This window comes from Bacteroides sp. 43_46 (assembly GCF_001915455.1).
GTDB classification, from domain to species: domain Bacteria; phylum Bacteroidota; class Bacteroidia; order Bacteroidales; family Bacteroidaceae; genus Bacteroides; species Bacteroides caccae.
In genome coordinates this window covers 1,956-4,242 of the sequence record NZ_MNQN01000008.1, presented here as the reverse complement: position 1 = coordinate 4,242, position 2,287 = coordinate 1,956, and the positions used below count along the sequence as shown (strand labels likewise).

At 38.4% G+C, this 2,287-nt stretch carries 3 protein-coding genes; 1 reads left to right on the top strand and 2 read right to left on the bottom strand.

Translation table 11 applies throughout. The annotated features are described in order from the left end of the window. Positions 1 to 185, top strand: a 185-nt coding sequence (locus BHV72_RS00260) for a hypothetical protein (RefSeq protein WP_286853316.1), incomplete at its 5' end; no start/stop codon positions are given. Positions 186 to 253: 68 nt separating this feature from the next. Here BHV72_RS00260 and BHV72_RS00255 read toward each other — a convergent pair. After that, entirely contained in the window at positions 254 to 1,318 is a 1,065-nt protein-coding gene (locus BHV72_RS00255) for a hypothetical protein (protein WP_122135034.1), read from the bottom strand. Between the two features lie 19 nt (positions 1,319 to 1,337). After that, on the bottom strand, positions 1,338 to 2,287 hold a 950-nt coding region (locus BHV72_RS00250; RefSeq protein ID WP_286853315.1), incomplete at its 5' end, for an RHS repeat-associated core domain-containing protein.

Sequence of the window (2,287 nt, the reverse complement as noted above, 5' to 3'; positions counted from 1 at the left end):
GCAACCGGGAAGCTTCTTATAAACAAGACGATCCAGATAGTCATAACGATATATGTAAGCATAAAGATCCAGATCCGGATGATCCTGGTAACCCGGAGGAGGCACAAACACCAAACTCTTTTAACAGCAAATTACGGTGGGAAGCCTCATACGCGAAACGCGAACAGACGTTGCTGTGCACATAATACTCCTGTGCCGACTTTAATATTTGCTTATAAACCCCTGCGGACAACATAGGAACCGGAAGGGTACTTCACCTTTTAAACTTTCTTCCGATAATTTCGTCTATTTCTCCATCCCAAAAAACAGTATGTTCCACACTATCTATACGGTAATAATAAGAATTAAGATAAAGAGGGTAAACCTTAAATTTCTTATTCCAAATATACCTTTTCTCGCTTTGGGGTACAGTATGCGTCGGAAGGTAATATACGGAATCATAAACCATTTGATGTATTTTCTCCGGATATTTCTTCCGAGGAACATTCTTAAATACAATAGGATTCTTTTCTGTGGATAAGTCTAAGACAATGTCGGTATGGGGAGTTATTTCATACATTCCGGGAGATACTTCAGCAGCACCTTCCGCATCGCTTACATGGAAAGTTAAAGAGTTTTCACCATCTTTAAAAACAAAATGACCATACTCTTCCGGTCGCGTACTTATATAAAGTGCAGAATCTGTACGGTTACATATTTTCACGCTAAATTCTATTTGATTGGGATTCAAAAATTTTCCGTTTTTGGTTTCCGTTCCATATATATATGGCTTCCACATTCGCATATCAATAATATGAGAATAATAAACGGATGAATCCTGTTCATTACATAAGAAGTAACGCAATTCAGGGTATGCAGAAAAGGGCTGACGATCGCCGCAATGTACATATGCAGATCTATCCGAATATTTATCTTTAAAATACACCCATATACCACAAGTATCCATATGTGTGTGCGTGTCCAATTCTATATAATTTTCCCCTTTTTTTTGCCTCATTGTTTTATCAAGGAATTCCTCGCTCAACCGCTTTTTATTCTTAAGATAAAAGAATATAAATTTCCCTTTATATTCAAGAAAGTCGGTTGGGAGTTCATAAGCATTATCGGGACCTCCTTTCTCCGTCCAAAACCAAAAAGAATGTTTAGGCGCAATAATATACAGCCAAGCTGTATTGAATTCATACTGTGCAACCTGCAGATAGGGGCTGTGCAAAAAATTCGAATCTATCACCGCTTTGGCATGGGCAATGACTACGGGATCCACCTTACGATCATTCAAACCCCGGCATGAAAATGCCAGGGTCGAAAGGATCATCATCTTTATAAACAGAATGCAATTACTCCTCCTCATCGTTTTCATTATATTTTCTAAATGTATATCTCATTAAATCCAGCATGGAGTTCATTTTTATAGAGTTCAGGTTACTTCTTACGGAATTATATTCATAAAGGGTTTTATTATCCTTAAAATAAACTCCAAAAGATACTCCATTCTTGCCTTTTGCATTCAGCATATCATGCTCGGATGCGCCTTGAGTGCTGGGATGAGAATGAATATCCACGATTGGCTGAAAGCCTTCAAATGGATTATTATTTATACCTTCCAATGTAGAAACACTATAATCACGGCTACTGTTTCCTATGATATATTTCTTCTCTCCATCCCTGTATCCGGCAGTATATTTCCACTCAACTCCGGTATTCTCAATACCAAATGTTGCGATATTAGCCGCATCATACGCGCTAGATGTTTCTGCAAAGTAATCAGCACCACTGGTATTATTGCCTAAATTTGTTTCCAATGCAGGTAAAATAGACTTGTCAAATACCTTGATATTCTTCCATTCAGGATTTATTTTCGACACTGTCCCGCTTGTTCCGCTAGCATATAAAACATCAACAATTCTATTCGTCCTCCTCATCAATTGAAGTTGCCCATGATAATTTATCACATAATCATCCTTCCCATCCGGATCTATCCTTAATACCGGATTATTCTTACAATAAACATAAGGACTCCAACTGTAATGTTTCTCACAGGACGGATCCACTCCATTCCACCTTCCTAACACCGAATCATAATGTCTCGCTCCATAATCATACCAGTCCAACCCACCTTTACGATCCAACTCCTTGCCATTATACTTATAAGGCTGGACGCTCTGCCGGGAACTTGTTGACATCAATCCGCCGAAAGCATAATAATCGTTCACTTCCTCAACCGTTCCCTCCTCATCTACAACCACACGATTATTACCCTGATGATCTTTCAAATAATAATGATACT

What these genes read in the sequence shown, in the direction of transcription:
- BHV72_RS00255 (WP_122135034.1), bottom strand. Translation starts at nt 1,318, where the DNA reads ATGATGATCCTTTCGACCCTGGCATTTTCATGCCGGGGTTTGAATGAT.